General features: G+C 70.5%; 16 protein-coding genes and 1 pseudogene. 6 read left to right on the plus strand and 11 right to left on the minus strand.

All coding sequences use genetic code 11. The features are described 5' to 3' along the window. Positions 1 to 3 precede the first annotated feature (3 nt). Positions 4 to 1,395 (minus strand): amidohydrolase, encoded by a 1,392-nt coding sequence (locus IEX13_RS10970; RefSeq protein ID WP_188664130.1) that lies wholly within the window; start codon positions 1,393 to 1,395, stop codon positions 4 to 6. Positions 1,396 to 1,535: 140 nt separating this feature from the next. Here IEX13_RS10970 and IEX13_RS10975 point away from each other — a divergent pair, with 140 nt between their 5' ends. Then, positions 1,536 to 2,309: an AMP nucleosidase gene (locus IEX13_RS10975; protein WP_188664131.1), complete on the plus strand. Its 774-nt coding sequence runs from the start codon at positions 1,536 to 1,538 to the stop codon at positions 2,307 to 2,309. Positions 2,310 to 2,347: 38 nt separating this feature from the next. Next, the gene (locus tag IEX13_RS10980) at positions 2,348 to 2,983 is read left to right on the plus strand and encodes a class I SAM-dependent methyltransferase (protein WP_188664133.1); all 636 of its coding nucleotides are present in this window, start codon (positions 2,348 to 2,350) and stop codon (positions 2,981 to 2,983) included. Positions 2,984 to 3,017: 34 nt separating this feature from the next. On the opposite strand, the gene IEX13_RS10985 is transcribed toward IEX13_RS10980, so the two are convergent. The 5 genes from IEX13_RS10985 to IEX13_RS11005 all read right to left on the minus strand — a co-directional run bounded on the left by IEX13_RS10985 (position 3,018) and on the right by IEX13_RS11005 (position 6,928). Then, positions 3,018 to 3,356 (minus strand): hypothetical protein, encoded by a 339-nt coding sequence (locus IEX13_RS10985; protein WP_188664135.1) that lies wholly within the window; start codon positions 3,354 to 3,356, stop codon positions 3,018 to 3,020. A gap of 153 nt (positions 3,357 to 3,509) precedes the next feature. After that, positions 3,510 to 4,439, minus strand: a complete 930-nt coding sequence (gene grxD / locus IEX13_RS10990; RefSeq protein ID WP_188664137.1) for a Grx4 family monothiol glutaredoxin — start codon at positions 4,437 to 4,439, stop codon at positions 3,510 to 3,512. A gap of 133 nt (positions 4,440 to 4,572) precedes the next feature. Beyond that, complete coding sequence (locus IEX13_RS10995) at positions 4,573 to 5,238, minus strand: SGNH/GDSL hydrolase family protein (protein WP_425489104.1); 666 nt, start codon at positions 5,236 to 5,238, stop codon at positions 4,573 to 4,575. Continuing rightward, positions 5,228 to 6,469 carry an aminotransferase class I/II-fold pyridoxal phosphate-dependent enzyme gene (locus tag IEX13_RS11000; protein WP_188664139.1) on the minus strand — a complete coding sequence of 414 codons (1,242 nt, stop codon included), beginning with the start codon at positions 6,467 to 6,469 and terminating at the stop codon, positions 5,228 to 5,230. Before IEX13_RS11000 ends, IEX13_RS10995 begins: the two co-directional genes overlap by 11 nt. A gap of 72 nt (positions 6,470 to 6,541) precedes the next feature. After that, positions 6,542 to 6,928, minus strand: a complete 387-nt coding sequence (locus IEX13_RS11005) for a DUF4345 family protein (RefSeq protein WP_188664141.1) — start codon at positions 6,926 to 6,928, stop codon at positions 6,542 to 6,544. Positions 6,929 to 6,989: 61 nt separating this feature from the next. On the opposite strand from IEX13_RS11005, the gene rsgA reads away from it, so the two are divergent. Beyond that, positions 6,990 to 8,069: a ribosome small subunit-dependent GTPase A gene (gene rsgA, locus IEX13_RS11010; RefSeq protein ID WP_188664143.1), complete on the plus strand. Its 1,080-nt coding sequence runs from the start codon at positions 6,990 to 6,992 to the stop codon at positions 8,067 to 8,069. Further along, a complete protein-coding gene (locus tag IEX13_RS11015) occupies positions 8,069 to 9,331 on the plus strand; it encodes a peptidase MATCAP family protein (protein ID WP_188664146.1) in 1,263 nt (420 codons plus the stop codon). Before rsgA ends, IEX13_RS11015 begins: the two co-directional genes overlap by 1 nt. Here IEX13_RS11015 and IEX13_RS11020 read toward each other — a convergent pair. Continuing rightward, positions 9,328 to 9,549, minus strand: coding sequence for a hypothetical protein (locus IEX13_RS11020; protein ID WP_188664148.1), 222 nt, complete (start codon positions 9,547 to 9,549; stop codon positions 9,328 to 9,330). The genes IEX13_RS11015 and IEX13_RS11020 overlap by 4 nt on opposite strands. A gap of 121 nt (positions 9,550 to 9,670) precedes the next feature. Here IEX13_RS11020 and IEX13_RS11025 point away from each other — a divergent pair, with 121 nt between their 5' ends. Continuing rightward, complete coding sequence (locus tag IEX13_RS11025) at positions 9,671 to 10,216, plus strand: ECF-type sigma factor (protein WP_188664150.1); 546 nt, start codon at positions 9,671 to 9,673, stop codon at positions 10,214 to 10,216. After that, positions 10,216 to 12,975 (plus strand): protein kinase domain-containing protein, encoded by a 2,760-nt coding sequence (locus IEX13_RS11030; RefSeq protein ID WP_188664152.1) that lies wholly within the window; start codon positions 10,216 to 10,218, stop codon positions 12,973 to 12,975. Before IEX13_RS11025 ends, IEX13_RS11030 begins: the two co-directional genes overlap by 1 nt. On the opposite strand, the gene IEX13_RS14250 is transcribed toward IEX13_RS11030, so the two are convergent. The 4 genes and pseudogenes from IEX13_RS14250 to mddA all read right to left on the minus strand — a co-directional run bounded on the left by IEX13_RS14250 (position 12,972) and on the right by mddA (position 16,230). After that, positions 12,972 to 13,496, minus strand: coding sequence for a glutaredoxin domain-containing protein (locus IEX13_RS14250; protein WP_229668552.1), 525 nt, complete (start codon positions 13,494 to 13,496; stop codon positions 12,972 to 12,974). The two genes, IEX13_RS11030 and IEX13_RS14250, sit on opposite strands and share 4 nt — an antisense overlap. Next, positions 13,491 to 14,429 (minus strand): annotated as a pseudogene (locus tag IEX13_RS14255) (PLP-dependent cysteine synthase family protein); the annotation flags it as partial. The gene IEX13_RS14250 and the pseudogene IEX13_RS14255, both read right to left, overlap by 6 nt. 8 nt (positions 14,430 to 14,437) lie before the next feature. Beyond that, complete coding sequence (locus IEX13_RS11040) at positions 14,438 to 15,424, minus strand: hypothetical protein (RefSeq protein ID WP_188664156.1); 987 nt, start codon at positions 15,422 to 15,424, stop codon at positions 14,438 to 14,440. After that, positions 15,421 to 16,230: a methanethiol S-methyltransferase gene (gene mddA / locus IEX13_RS11045; protein ID WP_188664159.1), complete on the minus strand. Its 810-nt coding sequence runs from the start codon at positions 16,228 to 16,230 to the stop codon at positions 15,421 to 15,423. The genes IEX13_RS11040 and mddA overlap by 4 nt, the downstream gene beginning before the upstream one ends. Between the last annotated feature and the right edge of the window lie 121 nt (positions 16,231 to 16,351).

The following is a 16,351-nucleotide window of genomic DNA, read 5'->3' on the forward strand; positions in this document are numbered from 1 at the left end:
GCTTCACGGCGACACCTCCTGGCCCAGCATGAAGTCGGACACCGGCTGGCGCGCCGGGTCGTTGCGGTCGTAGAGCAGGGCGCCGTCCACGTACACCTTTTCGGCCTTGGCATAGACGGAAAACGGATTGCCGTTCCAGACCACGACGTCGGCCATCTTGCCTTCGGCCAGGGTGCCGGTGGCGTCGGCGATGCCGATGGATTTCGCTGCGTTCGAAGTCACCCAGCGGATGGCGTGTTCCGGCGGCAGCGACAAACCCACGCGTTCGCCGCGGGCCATCACCTTGGCCGCTTCCTGGTTCAGGCGCTGGATGCCTTCGCTGGAATCGGAGTGCACCACGGCGCAGCCGTTCTTCGGGCGGTCCACCAGCGCGATGTTTTCCTGGATGCCGTCGTAGGCCTCCATCTTGAAGCCCCACCAGTCGGCCCAGAGCGCGCCGCAGATGCCTTCTTCGGCCAGGGTGTCGGCCAGCTTGTAGGCCTCCACGCCGTGGTGGAAGGCGGCGATCTTGAAGTCGAACTCGCGGGCGAGGTCGATCATCAGCGCCATTTCGTCGGCGCGGTAGCAGTGGATGTGCACGCCGATCTCGCCGCGCAGCACGCCGGCCAGGGTGTCCATGCGCAGGTCGCGGGTGGGCGGCTGGCCGTTGCCGTTGGCCGACTTCTTGCGGCGCTTGCCGTCGTCGGCATTGGCCGCTTCGTACTTGTCCCAGGCTTCGCGGTATTTCTGCGCTTCGATGAACGCGGCGCGGTAGCCGGCAAGATTGCCCATGCGGGTCATCGGCGACTGGCCGCGGCTGCCGTAGACCCGCTTGGGGTTTTCACCGCAGGCCATCTTCACGCTGTGCGGCGCATCGGGGAACTTCATCGCCTGCATGGTGGTGGCCGGCACGTTCTTGAGCACCACGCCGCGGCCGCCGATCAGATTGGCCGAGCCGGGCAGGATCATCAGCGACGTGACGCCGCCGGCCAGGGCCGCGGCGAATCCCGGGTCCTGCGGCCAGACGCCGTGTTCGGCCCAGACCTGGGCGGTGACCGGCGAGGTCATCTCGTTGCCGTCGCTGTGCGCGGTGGCGCCCGGGCTGGGGTACACGCCCAGGTGCGAATGCACGTCGATGATGCCCGGCGTCACCCACTTGCCGCGGCCATCCACGACGATGGCGCCGGCGGGGTCGAGGTCGGTGCCGACCGCGGCCACCTTGCCGTCGCGCATCAGCACGTCGGCGTTTTCAAGGCGCTGGCCGTCGCCGGTAAGCACGGTGGCGTCGGTGATCAGCACGGGCGCCGAAGCAACCGGCGAATAGGTGCTTGCGAACGGTGATTCGGCCGCCGGCGCCAGGGCCGGAAGCGCAAGCAGGGTGGTGGCCAGCAGGCTGGCCCGCAGGTGTGGTCGCATCAGGTGTCTCCCCCGGTAATCGGGCAACCCTAGCCAGCGCGGCGCGGGTTTGCCAAGTGCAGGACGCCGTCCCCGGCCACCTGCGTGGCACAATGGTCGGGCAATACGGATAAAAAGAACAAAACAAGGATCACGAAAACATGAAGGACAAGAATCAGATCGTAAGCAACTGGCTTCCCCGCTACACCGGCGTGCCGCTGGACGAATTCGGGGAACATATCCTGCTGACCAACTTCAGCGGTTACCTGGGCACCTTCGCGCGCATGACCGGCGCGCAGGTCGTCGGCATTGACCGGCCCATGCCCAGCGCCACCGCCGACGGCATCACCCTCATCAATTTCGGCATGGGCAGCGCCAACGCCGCCACGGTGATGGACCTGCTGTCGGCGATAAACCCGCAGGCCTGCCTGTTCCTGGGCAAGTGCGGCGGGCTCAAGCGCAAGAACGAACTGGGCGACCTCATCCTGCCCATCGCCGCCATCCGCGGCGAAGGCACCAGCAACGACTACCTGCCGCCGGAAGTGCCGGCGCTGCCGGCCTTCGCGCTGCAGCGCGCGGTGTCCACGATGATCCGCGACCTGGGCCACGACTACTGGACCGGCACGGTGTACACCACCAACCGCCGGGTCTGGGAACACGACGACGAGTTCAAGGACTATCTGCGCAAGCTGCGCTGCATGGCCATCGACATGGAAACGGCCACCATCTTCTCGGCCGGCTTCGCCAACTCGATTCCGTCGGGCGCGCTGCTGCTGGTGTCCGACCAGCCGATGGTGCCCGAAGGCGTCAAGACCGAGGCCTCGGACCGCAAGGTCACCGAACACTTCGTCGAGCGCCACATCCAGATCGGCATCGAGGCCCTGCGCCTGATCCGCCGGCACGGCAAGTCGGTCAAGCACCTGCGCTTCGACTAGGCTGTTGCCACGGCCCGGGCCGGACTTAAAATCCGGCCATGGACCCCATCGACCCCCCTGGCGGCAGCGGACACTGGCGCGACGTCTACCGGAATAAGCCGGCCGACGCGGTCAGCTGGTACCGGCCGCGGCTGGACATGTCCCTGCGCCTGCTGGAGGACGCGGGGCTGACGCCGCAGTCGCGGGTCATCGATGTCGGCGGCGGCGCCTCGTCCCTGGTCGATGACCTGCTGGCCCGCGGGGTCAGCCGCGTCACCGTGCTCGACCTGGCCCAGGAAGCCCTGGACGTCGCCCGGCAGCGCCTGGGCGTCCGCGGCTCGCGGGTGCAGTGGCTGGTCGCGGACGTCACCCGCGCCGAACTGCCCGAAGCGGCCTACGACCTGTGGCACGACCGCGCGGTGCTGCATTTCCTGGTGGATCCGGAAGCCGCGGCGGCGTATGTCGCCCAGGTCCGGCGTTGCCTGGCCCCGGGTGGCAGCGTGGTGATCGGTGGATTCGCGCCCGGCGGCCCGGAGCGCTGCAGCGGCCTGGTGGTGGCCCGGCGTTCGCCCCAGGACGTGGCGGCGCTGTTTGGTCCGGAGTTCACCCTGGTGCGCGACGCGAAAGAAGACCACCACACGCCGGCGGGCGCCATCCAGGCCTTTTCCTGGGCGGTACTGCGCAGGGCAACCTAGGAGCGCCTGAAGGCGCTCCTGCCGGGCCCGGGAATCACCAGTTGAAGCCGAAGCCGACGACGTCGGGCTGTGGCTTGGTGTCGGAGAAACGCACCGTGCATTCGACGATCTGCTTGGCTTCGGAGGTGAGGCCGGGTTCGATCGTGATCGGGGCGGTGAGGAACTGTTCCCCGTTGGGCACGTCTTTCATGCTGGCCCCGAGGGCCTTGAGGTCGAGTTCGTAGAGTTTGCCGTCGAGCCGTGATTCCGCAGCGGCCTTGCAGGCCTGGGCCGCCAGGGCATTGCGGTCGGCGCCGCGGCCCCCATTGTCGGCACCGCCGCCACAGGCCACGAGGACCAGGGTTGCGGGAACCGCCACCAGCCAATTGCGCATGTCATGTCTCCTGGGTGCTACCACGCCCTTGCCTTGGGGGGACGACCCGGTTGGGCGGGGTTGGTTGCCCACACAAGTTAGCGCAATTGCTCTAACCCTGCCAATAACGCTTGCCTGAAGCCCGGGTCGGGAGGCCGCCCGGGCCGGCGTCGGTCAGTAGCGCGGCAGCGTCGGGTCGATCTCGGCCGACCAGGCGTCGATGCCGCCTTCGACGTTGTAGAGGTCGTGGAACCCCAGCCCGCGGAAATATTCGGCCGCCTGGCGGCTGGAGTTGCCGTGGTGGCAAAGGAAGGCCAGCGGCAGGTCCTTGGGCAGGGCCTCGAGCCGTTCGCGGCTGTCTTCGTCGAGCACGTCGTGCGGGTGCGGGAACGGCGCCAGGGCGCGCTCGGCGGCCGGCCGCACGTCGATGACGTCGATGGTGCCGGCGATGATGTGGTCGTGCAGCTGCTGCACGCCCATCGGCTTCACGGCCGCCGGTGCGTTCGGGTTGTGGATGGCCAGGCCGGCGCCGCGGGCGTCTTCCACCCAGTCGATGCGCAGGCCGCGCGCGCGCGGCACGCTGGCCAGGTCCAGGTGCAGGCGGATGCCGGCGGCTTCGGTCACGACTTCGTTGCCTCTGGCCGGCTTTAGTTCGAAGCGGGCGTTGAAGCGCGGGTCCACCGACAGGTGCAGCACCGCGCCGTCTTCGGCGCCTTCCAGCGCGCGGCTGATCGCCTCGGCCGCGGCCGGGGTGATTTCGATCGCCGGCGGGCTGCGATCGGGGGCGGGCAGGCCCAGCATCTGGTGCAGTTCGCCGCTGTTGAGCATCTGTTCGATGATGTCGCTGCCGCCGAGCAGTTCGCCGCCGACGTAGAGCTGCGGGATCGTCGGCCACTGGCCGAACACCTTGATGCCCTCGCGGACTTCCGGGTCCGACAGCACGTCGACGTGGCCGAAGGACGGCACCAGCCCCTTCAGGATGCCCGCGGCCTTGGCCGAAAAGCCGCACTGCGGCATGTCGGGGCTGCCTTTCATGAAGAGCACGACGTGGTTGGCACCGAGGATCTGTTCGATGCGCGCGCGGGTATCGGGGGAGAGGGACATGGGGAACTCCTTGGAAATCCCCGCAATTGTAGCGCGCCGCACCTCGCTGCCGAGCGCCCCCCATTCAGCCCCCGGCTAGAAAATGGGGTCAGAGAACATATCGGTTTAAAACGAATATGTTCTCTGACCCCATTTATTGGGTGAGCAGGCGCTGGGCGAAGGGCAGGGCCAGGGCGGTCCAGTCGGCGTAGGCGCGGGCCGAGGGGTGCAGGCCGTCCCCGGCCAGGCGGTCGGGCTGGTTGCCGGGCGAGCGGCTGGCGGGGGTGATGTCCACGAAGGCCACGCCGCGGGCCGCGCATTCGGCGGCGGCGGCGGCGTTGTAGGCATCCAGCTCGCTGGCGATGCCTGCGGTGTCGCGGCCGCTGGCCTGGCCGAAGGGCGTGACTCCCCAGTCCGGGATCGACAGCACCAGCACCCGGTCGGCGCGGCCGCCGGCCAGCTGGATCGTGCGGTCGAGCAGGCCCGCGAACTCGCCGCGGTACTCGTCCACGGGCCGGCCGCGGTACTGGTTGTTCACGCCGATCAGCAGGCTGGCGAAGTCCCACTGGCCCAGCGGTTCGGCGGCGTCCATGGCCGCCACCAGTTCGTCGGTGGTCCAGCCGGTGGTGGCGATGATGTGCGGCTCCGCCAGCGGCACGCCGCGTTCGCGCAGCGCCGCGGCCAGCTGCACCGGCCAGCGCCCGGCCTCGGGCACCGACTCGCCGATCGTGTAGGAGTCGCCCAGCGCCAGGTAGCGCAAGGGGCCAGGCTCGCCGGCGGGAAGGCCCAGGGCCATCGCCAGCAGCGCCTCAGGCCACATGCCGCTTGCGCTGGCCCACGCGCGCCGCCAGCACCCGGTCGATGCGTTCGAACACCTCGCGCACCACCGGCGCCTCGGGAAGCAGGGTGATGCGGAAATGGCGCGAGCCCGGCACGTTGAAGCCGCTGCCCGGCACCACCAGCACGTCTTCGTTCTCCAGCAGGTCCAGCGCAAACGCCTGGTCGTCGAAACCATCGGCCGCCGGGCCCACCACCTGCGGGAAGGCATAGAGCGCGCCCATCGGCGCCACGACCGACAGGTGTTCGCTGGCCGCGCAGCCGTCGATCACGGCCTGGCGCGATTCGAACAGGCGCCCGCCCGGCAGCGTCAGCGCGCGGATGGTTTCCGGCCCCTGCAGCGCCGCCGGCACCGCGAACTGGCCCGGCACGTTGGCGCACAGGCGCATGGCGCTGAGCAGGTCAAGCGCGTGGTGGAAGTCGCCCACCCGCAGCGGGTCGCCCGACAGCACCGCCCAGCCCACGCGCCAGCCGCAGGCGCGCCAGACCTTGGACAGGCCGCCGAAGCTCAGGCAGGGCACGTCGCCGGCCAGCGGCGCGAGCGGGGTGAACACGGCGTCTTCGTAAGTGATGCCGTCGTAGATCTCGTCGGCCATCAGCAGCAGGCCGTGGCGCGCGGCGATGTCCACCAGCCGCTGCAGCAGCGCCGGCGGGTAGTTGGCGCCGGTCGGGTTGTTCGGGTTTATCACCACCAGCGCGCGGGTGCGCGGCGTAACCAGGGCTTCGATTTCGTCCGGGTCGGGCAGGAAGCCGTTCTCCGGCGCGCAGCGGTAATACACCGGCCGGCCCTGGTTGAGGATGGTGGCGGCGCTCCACAGCGGGTAGTCGGGCGAAGGCAGCAGCACTTCGTCGCCGGGGTTGAGCAGGGCGCGCAGCGACATGTCGATCAGCTCGCTGACGCCGTTGCCGACGAACACGCGTTCGGCGCAGGCGTTGGGCGTGCCGCGCCCGCGGTGGGCGGCGGCGACGGCCTCGCGCGCCAGCGGCAGGCCCTGCTGGTGGGTGTAGGCGTCGGAGTCGGCGACGTTGCCCGACAGGGCCTGCTGCAGGTGTTCGGGGGCGCGGAAACCGAAGGCGCCCGGGTTGCCGATGTTCAGGCGGATCAGGTGCCGGCCCTGGCCCTCGAGTTCGCGGGCGCGACGGGACAGTTCGCCGCGGATGTCGTAGCGGACCTCGCGCAGGCTGTCGCGGGTCGGCATGGGGCTGTGGGGCATGGTGCAGCGGGCTCGGGCAGGGGAATGGGCCCGAGGTTAACGGAATCTTGACGTGCTTTCAGCCGGCTCGCGTCAGTCCGGCCGCGGCCTGCCCCGAAGGGCCAGGATGGCCGCGGCGGTGAAGCCCAGCTCCCAGACCAGGGCGCCGGCGAAAAAGCCGGTGAACTCGCCGCTCAGGGCGATGCCCAGCAGGCGGGCCGCGGCGATGCCACCGTTGACCAGGGCCACCGACCACAGGCCCGGTTCGCGCCAGGCCGGCCGCGCCGCGCACGCCAGCAGGAACGTGCCCAGGCCCAGTTCCAGCCCGCCGTAGAAGGCCCGCAGTTCGACCAGTCCGGCCGCGCTGCCGGTGATGCCGACCCCGGCCAATACCTCGGCCGGCGCGGCGGTGATCGCCGCGCCAAAGCCCAGGAAACCCAGGCCGGCCAGCACCAGTACCCACTTGCCGAAGTTGTCCATGGCATCAGGATGGCCCCGGCAAAGTGAGCAGGGCGTGTTGGCCGGCGTATCATCGCCGCCAATGCAGCTCCTTGAAGACGACCTCGCCCCCCTGCGCGCCCTCGGCTGGCCCGACGACGCCGCTGCCCGCGAGGCGCTGGCCGCCGCCGCCGGCCGCCGACTGGCGCGCGTCGCCAGCCAGCACCGCACCGCCTACGACGTGGCCACCGGTCCCGACGAGATGCAGATGAAGGTGCAGCCGCCGATGCCCTGGACCCGGCCGCGTTTCCCGCCCGACCAGCGGGCGGCCGTTGGCGACTGGGTCACCCTGGATGAAAGCGGCAAGACCATCGTCGACCTGCTGCCGCGGCGATCGATCCTCAAGCGCGGCGCCGCCGGCGAACACCACCGCCAGCAGTTGATCGCCGCGAATGTTGATCACGTGCTGGTGGTCGTCGGCCTGGACCAGGACTTCAACCCGCGCCGCATCGAACGTTACCTCGTGCTCATCCGCGCCAGCGGCGCCGACCCCGTGCTGGTGCTGACCAAGGCCGACCAGTGCGAGATCGTCGAAGACTGCATCGACCTGCTGGCCGAAGTGGCCGAATCGGGCGTGCCCATCCACGCGGTCAATTCCAAGGACCCCGACAGCACGGCCGTGCTGCATCCCTACCTGGGCCCGGGCCGCACCGTGGTGCTGGTGGGCAGCTCGGGCGCCGGCAAGTCCACGCTGACCAACACCCTGCTGGGCCGCGAAAAGATGAAGACCAATGCCGTGCGCGCGAACGACTCGCGCGGCCGGCACACCACCACCGCGCGCGTGCTGCTGCCGCTGCCGCAGGGTGGCTGCCTGATCGATACGCCCGGCATGCGCGAAGTGAAGCTCAGCGGCGACGAGGACGTGGCCGACGCCTTCGAAGACGTCGAGGCCCTGGCCGCCAACTGCCGGTTCCGCGACTGCGCGCACGGCAACGAACCCGGCTGCGCCGTGCAGGCCGCCGTGGAAGACGGCACGCTCGACGAAGCGCGTTACGCCAACTTCGCCAAGCTGCGCGACGAGATGGAAGCCGCCGCGACGTCGCTGGCCGAACGCAAGGCCGAGGCGCGGACCCTGAGCAAGGGGATCAACAAGCGCTTGAAGGACAAGTACGGCCGCCGCTGATGGCACTGGACCCGCGAACGCTCGACCACCACGCCGCGCTCGACGCACGCCTGGTGGCGGCGGTGCGTGGCATCCGGCTGCTGCAGGCGGTGAGCTGGCCGCAGACGGTGCAGCAGGACTTCCTGGCCGCGTGGCACGTCGGCCGCACGGTGCTGCCGCAGGTGCGCTACCCAACGCCTGACCTGGCCGACGAGCGCCGCGAGCTGGCGGCGATCTCCGAAGCCGCCGATGCCGATGAGCCCCTGGGCCTGTACCTGCGCCGCACCGCCGACAGCTGGTCGGTCGCCGCGCAGCTGCTTGAAGCCGTGGGCACGCCGGCGGTCACCGACTTTTCCGTGCGCCTGTTTGGGCGGCCGGGCGACATCCTGCCGGGCGACGGGCCCAGCAACCTCGACGCCGCCCGCCACTTCATCGACGTCGCCGACGAACTCGACCAGGAGCTGCACGCCGGCGAAGCCGACTACGTGCTGTCGGCGCAGACGGTGCAGGCGGAACTGCAGGCGGCCATGGACCATTTTTTCGTGCACCACACGGTGTCGGTGGAACTGGACCCGGACCTGATCGCCAAGGCCGCCGCCGGCCCCACCCGCATCCGCCTGCGCAGCGGCACCGCCTTCAGCGAATACGACCGGCACCAGCTGCTCGAACACGAGGCCTTCGTGCACACCCTGACCGGCCTCAACGGCCGCGAGCAGCCGCACTTCAAGTCCATGGCGCGCAATTCACCGCGGGTCACCGCCACCCAGGAAGGCCTGGCGACCTTCGCCGAGCTGGTGACCGGCGCCATCGACATCGAACGCCTCAAGCGCATCAGCCTGCGCATCGTCGCCATCCACATGGCCATGCACGGGGCCGACTTCATCGAAGTCTTCCGCTACTTCCTCGATGCCGGGCAGACCGAAGCCGACAGCTTCGCCTCCACCCAGCGCGTGTTCCGCGGCGTGCCCACCACCGGCGGCGCGGCTTTCACCAAGGACACGGTGTACCTGCACGGCCTGCTGAGCGTGCACACCTTTTTCCGCTGGTGCCTGCGCCACCGCCGCCTGCGCCTCACCCGCCTGCTGTTCGCCGGCAAGATGACGCTGCAGGACGTGTTCGCGCTTGAACCCATGTTCGACGCCGGCGCACTGGCCGAACCGCTGTACCAGCCGCCCTGGGTGCAGCGCGCCGCCGGCCTGGCCGGCATGCTGGCATTCTCGCTGTTCGCCAACCGCATCCGGCTCGACCGGGTGGACGCCGACGACCTGGTGCTGGGGCTCTAGCGGCTGCGCATGGGTTCGTCCGGGTCCACGCCGAAGCGCCGGCAAAGCCGGATGGCGTAGCCGCCGCCAATCTGGAACAGGTCGCGCACGATGGCCCAGCGGGGCGTATCGGCGGCCGGTGACTGGGTGCCGGCGAACATCACTGCGCGGCGGATGAGCTCGGTGTCGTCGATGCCCAGCGGGGGGCTCGGGGGGCTTTCAAGCTTGGATGGATTCATGGGTGGCATCGGTGCCGCTCGTCGGACGTGTCCATGTCTTCGTCGTTCGGGGCCGAAAAGTGCCACGTGGCGGCGACGGCGGGCATATAAGATGCGCCAGGTCACGGGGCGGGGAGCCAGCATGAGCGAGATCACGGAGTTGCTCAGGCGCGCGGGGGACGGCGACGAACAGGCGCTGGACGCCGTGTTCCAGTCGCTGTACCCGGAGCTGCGGCGCCTGGCCCAGGCCCGGGTGGCCCGGGAAGGCGGCTCGCTCAGCCCCACGGTGCTGGTGCACGAGGTCTACCTGCGCCTGGTCGGCAACGATGGCCTGTCCATCAACGACCGCGCGCACTTCTTCGCCTGCGCCGCCAAGGCCATGCGCCACATCGCCATCGACGAGCTGCGCCGCGACCTGGCCGTCAAGCGCGGCGGCGGGGCGGCCGCCGTCACCCTCGACGACAGCCTGTCGGAGCTGGCCCTGCCGGGCAATTCAGCCCTGCTCGAGGTCAGCCAGGCCATGGACACCCTGGGCGAAGTGAACGCCCGCCAGAAGCAGGTCGTCGAGCTGCGCTTCTTCGCCGGGCTGGAATTCCAGGAAATCGCCGAGCTGCTGGGCTGTTCGCTGCGCACCACCAAACGCGAATGGGAGCGTGCCCGGGCTTTCCTCTACGCCCAGCTGGCCTGATGAGCAGCGACGATCTGGCGCTCTGGCGCGCCGCCGACCAGGTCCTGGACCAACTGCTGGACTTGCCGGCCGGGGAACGCGAAGCGGCCCTGCAGGGCATGGCGCTGGCGCCGGCGCTGGCCGAACGGGTCGGCAGGCTGCTCGAGGCCCACGGCCGCGACGATGGCCCGCTGGATCCGGCCGGGCCGGAAGCCAGCCTGGACGGGCGCCGCATCGGCTGCTGGCAGCTCGACGCAGAAATCGGCCGCGGCGGCATGTCGGTGGTCTACCGCGCCCACACCAACGAAGGCGGCGAAACCCGCGTCGCCGCGATCAAGCTGCTGACCCTGGGCGCCCTGGTGGCCGGGGGCGCCAACCGGTTCCGGCGCGAGCAGGCGATCCTGGCGCGGCTCGAACACCCGCACATCGCCAGCCTGGTTGATTGCGGCGTCGCCGAAGACGGCACGCCCTGGCTGGCCATGCCGCTGGTGGACGGCCAGCCGATCGACGTCTGGTGCGACGAGCGCGGGCTGGGCGTGGGCGCCCGCGTCACGCTGATGCTCGACGTCTGCGACGCGGTGGCCTATGCCCACCGCAACCTGGTGATCCATCGCGACATCAAGCCCAGCAACGTGCTGGTGGACAAGGAGGGTTACGTCCGCCTGCTCGACTTCGGCATCGGTGGCCTGCTCGAAAGCCGCCAGGCCGGCATGACCCTGACCCGCATGCTGGCCTGGACGCCCCAGTACGCCGCACCCGAACAGTTCCGCCTGGCGCCGGCCAGCACCGCCATGGACGTGTATGGCCTGGGCGCGCTGATCTACCGCCTGCTGACCGGCCGGCCCCCGCGCGAGGGGCATCCCGACAACGAACCCGTGACCCTGCCTTCGCGCGCCTGCCTGCAGGACCAAGGCGAACACGCGCCGCTGCGCCGGCTGGCGTCCAGGAGCCTGCGCGGTGACCTCGACGCGATCGTGCTCAAGGCATTGGCGCCCGATCCCGACGACCGCTACCGCTCGCCCGACGCGCTGGCGCGCGACCTCAAGGCCTGGCTCGGCAACCGGCCGGTGCAGGCCCGCAGCGCCGGCGCCGCCTATCGCCTGAACTGTTTCCTGCGTCGGCATCGCGCCGGCGTGGTCGCCGGCCTGCTGCTGACCCTGGCCCTGGGCTCGGGCATCGCCGCGACGCTCTGGCAGGCCGAGCGCGCGCGCGCCGAAGCGGCCCGGGCCACCGCGGTCAAGGACTTCCTGGTGGGCCTGTTCGAATCGGCCGACCCCGAGGTCGAGTCCGGGCGCTCGCCCGACACCCGCACGGTGCTGGCGCGCGGCGCGGCGCGGGTGCCCACGGAGTTCGCCGACCAGCCCTTGCTGGCCGCCGAGCTGCTGCACCTGATCGGCCGCGTGCAGATGCACGCCGGCGACTACGCGCAAAGCCGCGAGCAGCTGCTGGCCGCCAAGGAACTGGGCGAACGCCACGCGCTGGCGCCGGGCCAGCGCGGCGCGACGCTGCTGCAGCTCGGCGTGCTGGCGGCGGAAACCGGCCAGTACGCCGAGGCCCGCGACTGGCTCGAGCAGGCCCGGGCCATGCTGCACGACAGCGACCTGGACACGTCGCGATCGGCGCTGGCCTACGTGCACATGTACCTGGGCAGCGTGGCCACGTCCCTGTCGGAAACCGACCGGGCGCTGGCCGAGCTCGGCCAGGCCGAGGCCATCCTCGTCACGCTCGACCCCGACCCGCGCCGCCAGGCACACCTGCTGATCTACCAGGGCCAGGCCCTGCGCGCGGCCGGCCGCACGCACGAGGCCCACGTGCACCTGCAGCGTGCCCTGGCGCTGATCCCCGAGCCGGGCATCGCCGACCTGCCGCTGCTGACCGCCCTGGGCAGCGTCGCCAGCGACCTGGGCCAGCTTGAGCAGGCCCAGCGCCACTACCAGCAGGTGGTGGACACCATGCGCCGCGTCTACCCGCCCGGCAGCCCCGCCCTGGCCACGCCGCTGAACAACCTGAGCCTGTCGATGAGCGCCCGCGGCCACATGGCCGAGGCCGAACCGGTGCTGCGCGAAGCGCTGGCGCTGCGGCGCGCGTCGGTCGAGGGCGACAGCGGACGGTTGGCGCCGGTGCTTTCGAACTACGGCACGATGCTGATGTGGCTCGGCAGGCCCGACGAAGCCATCGAGGCGCTGCGCGAAGCGCTCGCCGTGGTCGAAGCAAGCATGGGCGAAACCAATCCCCGCAGTTTCCTGGTGCTGTCCTTCCTGTGCCAGGCGCACGCCCTGGACGACGACGCGCCGGCGCTGCTGGCGTGCGAGGCGAAGGTGGTCGAACGACTCGGCAGCTTCGGCGAACCCGCGGCGTGGCCGGCCCACGCCGCGCTGACCCTGCGCCGGCTGGCGATGGCGCGGCTGATGCTGTCGCAGCCGCAGCCCGCGCCGGCGCTGGGACTGGTGGCGCAATCGGCCGCCATCGACGACCGCGAAGGCCTGGCCGCCGACCACAAGGCGCGCGCCCAGGGCGAATCGATCCGGCTGCTGGCGCTGGCCCTGCAGGGTGAATCCGATCCCGACGGTGCCCGGGCGCTGGCCGCCTGGCTCAGCGCCGACACGCTGACCGGGCTCGACCGCGCCGACACCCTGCTGGCGCTGGCCGCCCAGGCGCATCGAACCGGCGACACCGCCGCCGCGAAGCGCTACCTGGCCCAGCTTGACGGCATGTACCGCGACGGTGACATGCCGGCCCGCATTGCGCGTTTGGCCGCCCGTTTGCACCCCGATTCCTAGCTACCCGCGCTCGCCGCGACCTTCTGGCGCCAGGCCGGCAGCAGTTGTCCGGCATCGGGCACGCTGCTGCGGCGCGGCGGGCGGCCGAGCGCGTCCAGGCGGCTGGCCAGCGATCCGTCCGCGTGCGCGGCGAAGGTTTCCGAACAGCCGCCCAGGAACTGGCCGCCCAGGAACACCTGCGGCAGGGTGCGGCTGCCGGTTCGCTGTTCAAGCGCCGCGCGCAGGCGGAGGCCCAGGTCGGTGGCCAGCAGCTCCGGCTCGTCGAGGTTGATCCAGCGGTAGTCGGCGCCCAGCGCATCGAACAGCTTGCGCACCGACCAGCCGAACTCGCACCACGACAGGCCATAAACCACCAGCGGCGCCGTCGGGTCGGCCAGGGCGGCGGCCAGCAGTCGCCGGGCCTGGGCGTCGATGGACGGCGTGGTTGCCGGCGCCGGCGCCGGTGCCGGTGTGGCAGCCGGGGCCTGGTCGAAGCGGGCAAACGGCGACGAGCGCGAGATGTCCCATTCGATGGCGTCCATGTCCTGGCCGATGGCGTCGAACAGCGGCGTGCTCAGGTAGCGCTCGCCGGTGTCGGGCAGCACCGCCAGCACGTGCGCATCCGGCGATTGATCCAGCAGCTGCAGCGCGCCGGCGACGGTGGCGCCGCTGGTGATGCCGGCGAGGATGCCTTCGCGCCGTGCCAGTGCATGGGCCTGCGCGATGGCAGCCTCGCCCGACACCGCAAGCACCCGGTGCACGCCGCCTTCCTTGAGCAGGCGCGCGCAGTGGTGCGACACGAAGTCCGGGGTCCACCCCTGCATCGGATGCGGCCGGAACGCGGCCGGGCCACCGGACAACACCGGGGCATTGTCCGGCTCGCAAAGCACCAGCCGGGTTTCCGGCCGCTGCTGCCGCAGCACGCGCGCCAGCCCCCGCGCCGTGCCGCCGGTGCCCGCGCCAAGGACCACGTAGTCAAGGCGCCGGCCTTCGAAGCTGGCCAGGATCTCGACGGCGGTCGTGCGCGCATGCACATCGGCATTGGCCTCGTTTTCGAACTGCTGCGGCCAGAACCAGCCATGCCGCCGCGCCAGCTCACCGGCCTTTTCGACCATGCCACTGCCCTTGAGGTGGGCCGGGGTAAGCACGACGCGGGCGCCGAGATAGCGCATAAGCCGCCGTCGTTCGACGCTGAACTGTTCGGCCATCACGATCACCAGCGGATAGCCCTTGGCGGCGCACACCATCGCCAGGGCGATGCCGGTATTGCCGCTGCTGGCCTCGACCACCGTCTGTCCCGGTCGCAGTTCGCCGCTGGCTTCGGCGGCTTCGATCATGGCCAGGGCCATGCGGTCCTTCACCGAGCCGCCAGGGTTGGCGGCCTCGAGTTTGGCGTACAGGCGTGCGCCGGGCGGTGCCAGGCGATCGAGCCGCACCACGGGGGTGCGGCCGATCGTTGCAAGCACCGAGGGCAGTGGCGCGGTCAAGCCGCGTCCCCTTCGGCCACGGCCGCGAACAGCGGCGCCAGGGCGGTGCCGACGCGCTGCATCTGGGCTTCGGTGAGCAGCTCGCCCAGCACCTGCTGGAAGCGCGGCTCCTGCACGCCCGAAACGATGTACTGCCAGCGGTAGGCGGCCAGGGTTTCGCTTTCGATGCGGGCCTGTTCGTCGGCGGCGACCACGCGCGGCACGATCGCGCAGAAATAATCGGCATCGGCGCGCGCCTGCGCCTGCAGGATGCCGTCAACGGCACCGACCAGGGCGATCAGGTCGTCCACCGCGGCGTCGCGCGCGGCGGCGTCCAGGCGTTCGTGTTCGTGGCGCAGTTCGAGTTCGTCGAGGATGGCGTGCTGCGACTCTTCGCGCCAATGGAACAGGAAGACGTCCTTGTACAGCGGCGACAGCGCCGCGTCGGGCGAGATCGACTGCTTGTAGTGCGCCTGCGTGAACAGCTCGATGTGCAGCGTCAACGCCAGCACCGACCAGGTGGACTTGCCCAGCACGGCGCGCGCCACGTCGTCCGGGTCGGCGGTGCACTCGTAGCCGGCCGGCATGATGCCGCCGATCATGGTTTCGATGCGGCGGAACATTTCCTGGTGCTTTATCTCCTCGTCGCTGAAACGCACCAGCGCTTCAAGCTTGACCTGGTCGCCCAGGGCGTGGCGCTGGCCGATCTCGAGCACCTTGGCGTTGATGAAGCGTTCGACCAGGCCAAAGATGTAGGCGTAGGTGCGGCCCTGCACCTGGCTCATCAGCCGGCGCTCGGACTCATCGACGAGGCTGGAACGGTCCAGCCGGCTCAGGCCGTCGGGAAGGAACTTGTGGGCCAGGTCGAACTCGCGGCCCTGGAAAACGTCGCGGTCGATTTCCCAGCGGATGCGGCGGGACGCCTCGATGCAGCGGGCGTAACGCGCGGAGTCGGTGCCGGCACGGGCCGGCGCGGGGTGGATGTCGTTGGCAATGGCGTTCATGGGGTGGTCCTTTTGCTGTCGTGGGGGAGGTGCTGCGCAGCGGCCTGGGCCGCGGGTGGTTTGCGTACCGGGTTCGGAATGAGCATCGGCACGCGACGCCGGTAGTCGGCGTATTCGGGGTGGACCGCCAGCAGGTCGTTTTCCTCGAGCTGGATCGCCACCACGATGTAGGCGGTGGTCATCAGGGCGAACACGAGGTGCGCGACGGTCATGGTCGGCGTCGCCCAGAAGGCGAACAGCCAACCCAGGTAAAGCGGGTGGCGCACCAGCCGGTAGAGGCCGGGCGTGTCGAAAGCCAGCGGCGGGCAGGGGCGGCCGCGCAGGTACAGCCAGGCCTGGCGCAGGCCGAACAGGTCGGCGTGGTTGATCAGGAAAGTGCTCACCAGCACCAGGCACCAGCCGAAGGCGTAAAGGCCCAGCAGCGCGCCGCGGGCGAAGGGTTCGTGCAGGTCCCAGACCACGCCGCCCATCGGCTGCCAGAACCAGAACAGCGCCAGCAGCGCCAGGCTCGAGGCCAGCACATAGGTGGACCGCTCGGCCGCCGCCGGCAGCACGCGCACCAGGCCGCGCTTGAAGGCCGGCCGGGCCATCAGGCTGTGCTGCACGGCGAACGCGCCCAGCAGGCCAAGATTGACCAGCAGGGCGTCCCCCAGCGGCACCAGCGCCGGCGAGTCGATCGACCGCGGCACCAGCAGGTTGCCGACGAAGCCGATGGCGTACAGGAAGGTCGCGAGGAACACGAGGTAGCTGGCCAGCGCGTAGGCGAACACCAGCGGGCCGAGCCGGGGGCGGGCAGGCGTGGACATCGGGGACTCCGGGGCGGGGCGCGGGACATTCCGCGGGCCGCAGTCTCGGTGTCCGGGACCTGGCAGTCCTGACCGGGCCCGGACCGGTCATTGACCAGTTCTTGACCCGGCCTGACCGGTG

The sequence above is a fragment of the Arenimonas soli genome (assembly GCF_014643775.1).
GTDB classification, from domain to species: Bacteria; Pseudomonadota; Gammaproteobacteria; order Xanthomonadales; family Xanthomonadaceae; genus Arenimonas; species Arenimonas soli.